At 68.1% G+C, this 2000-nt stretch carries 3 protein-coding genes; 2 read left to right on the top strand and 1 reads right to left on the bottom strand.

Translation table 11 applies throughout. The annotated features are described in order from the left end of the window. Positions 1-309, top strand: a 309-nt coding sequence (locus tag Q0066_RS00725) for an ABC transporter C-terminal domain-containing protein (protein WP_298129075.1), incomplete at its 5' end; no start/stop codon positions are given. 127 nt (positions 310-436) lie between these two features. Then, positions 437-688: a hypothetical protein gene (locus Q0066_RS00720; protein ID WP_298129073.1), complete on the top strand. Its 252-nt coding sequence runs from the start codon at positions 437-439 to the stop codon at positions 686-688. Positions 689-876: 188 nt separating this feature from the next. Here Q0066_RS00720 and Q0066_RS00715 read toward each other — a convergent pair whose 3' ends face one another. Continuing rightward, the gene (locus tag Q0066_RS00715) at positions 877-1755 is read right to left on the bottom strand and encodes a hypothetical protein (RefSeq protein WP_298129071.1); all 879 of its coding nucleotides are present in this window, start codon (positions 1753-1755) and stop codon (positions 877-879) included. Positions 1756-2000: the final 245 nt, after the last annotated feature.

The following is a 2000-nucleotide window of genomic DNA, read 5'->3' as shown; positions in this document are numbered from 1 at the left end:
GCGTCCGGATCGGCCGCGTCCGGATCGGCCGCGTCCGGATCGGTCGGGGAGGGGGGCTCGACAAGCTCGACCAACGGTGCGGACCTGTCCGGCGCCGAACTGCGCGCGTTGCAGAAGGAACTGGCATCCGTCGAACGCCGGATCGCCAAGCTGACCGACGAGATCCACGCCGCCCAGACCGCGCTGGCCGAGCACGACCACACCGACTACGTCGGGCTGGCCGCCAAGATGACCCAGATCGAGGCGAAGCAGACCCAGGTCGGCGACCTCGAGGAACGCTGGCTGGAGCTGTCCGAACTCGTGGAGTAGCGGTACCCCAGCTCCTGAGTGGTACCACCGATCTTCTCGCTGGCCGGGCTTGTCGAGACCGCCGTGGCGTTGACAAGTGGGTCTCGACCGGGCTCAATCGGCGGTGGGCGCTCACAGGAGGCGGGGCATGACGGACGCGAGGCTAACCGGCTGGCTGCTGGACTCGGACCCCGCGTTGGCGTGGCAGGTCGAACGTGACCTGGTCGGTGCGCCTGAGGAGACCTGGCAGGCCACCCGGGCGCGGGTCGCGACCGAGGGGTTCGGCGCGGAGCTGCTCGCCCACCAGGCCACCGCCTGGCCGGACGAGTCTGGTTCCACCCCGACGTCCCCACCGGTGAACCCTCCAAATGGGTCACCCTCCAGGCGCTCCGGGTACTGACCTGGTGGGACGCCCCCCGCTGACCGCCGTCCCCACCGCCCATCCCGGCCGCCCAAATCCACTTCGCCCTGGTTCGGGTTCATCTACCTGGTTTGAACCACGGAAAAGACGCCAAACCAGGGCGAAGTCGTTGAGTCAGGCCCAAGCCGGACGGCGGGGCGGACGGCGGCTGCCGGGATGGGGGCTGGTTAGTGGGTGCCGAACAGGGCCGGACGAAGTAAGCCCTCGAGCAGTGTGGGCCGGAAGGCTTCCTTATAGGTCCAGCGAACCACCCACCAGCCGGCGGCGCGCAGGGCGGCCTCGCGGCGCTTCTCGCGCATCACGACATCGTCAGCAGTCTCGCCGGGACGTAGCAATGCGCCGTACTTCACCTTGCCGTCGAACTCGCCCAGCACCCGCAGGTCAGGCCAGGCGAAGTCGGCGCGGTAGTGGATTCCTTGGACGACAATCTCGTACTGCAGTTCCGGGGTTGGCAGGCCGAGGCGCCAGATCGTCACCCGGCTGAGCGACTCCCCGGCCGACTCGCTGTGAGCGTCGGCCAACTCAGCCATGGTGCGGGCCCGTCGGATCCCGTGCCGACGGCTGGCCTGGAGTTGCAGGTCCAGGTCGTCGCGGCTCATTCCGCGCCGCAGCGCCGCGTCGGCAGCAGCCACAGCGAAACCCAGCTCGCTGCAGCGTCCGATGTCAGCCACCGTCCGGGCCAGCACGGTTCGGGCGAGGCCGTCCACCACCTCGATGTCGTCGTCGGGCAGCGGCGTCCGATAGCGATGCACGTAGGGTCCGATCGAGTTGCCGCCCTTGCCAGGCTTGGTGACCGTGACCCGAGCCAGTTTCCGGTTGTCGCCAGGTAGGCCGTGCAACCAGGCCGCCGAGCTGTGACTCAGGACGTTCCCCGGACCGAGCCGCGGGATGGTGGTGTCGATCAGCTGCCGATGGTTGGCGACCTGGTCGCTGGAAGCGAAGCCACCCCGCCGGATCCGCGTCAGCTGCTCGTCTCGCACCATCCTCCGGATGGCACCGGAGCCGAACCCCTCGGCGTTGAGATCGCGAGTCAGGCGTACGGACATGCCGATGAGTCCAGCATCAGTTGACCGTCCATGGGACGTTATCCACAGAAGATGCCGACAGACTTTTCGCCGTCCACAATTCCGTCCGGCGGTCACAAACCTGCCCGGACCCTCCGTTGCCCACGTGGCCCCTCTCCCCTGCGGCCCGCGTCCTGCGGCCCTGGCTGCACATCGCCCTGGTTCGGGTTCATTCACCAGGTTTGAACCATGGAAAGGACGCCAAACCAGGGCGAAGTGATATCCGG

Source organism: Micropruina sp. (assembly GCF_027492755.1).
Taxonomy (GTDB): Bacteria; Actinomycetota; Actinomycetes; order Propionibacteriales; family Propionibacteriaceae; genus Micropruina.
The sequence above is the reverse complement of the archived record's forward strand: the minus strand, read 5'-3'. Positions and strand labels throughout refer to the sequence as shown.

Coding starts and splice junctions, on each gene's coding strand:
- Q0066_RS00720 (WP_298129073.1), top strand. CDS start 437: ATGACGGACGCGAGGCTAACCGGCTGGCTGCTGGACTCGGACCCCGCG.
- Q0066_RS00715 (WP_298129071.1), bottom strand. CDS start 1,755: ATGTCCGTACGCCTGACTCGCGATCTCAACGCCGAGGGGTTCGGCTCC.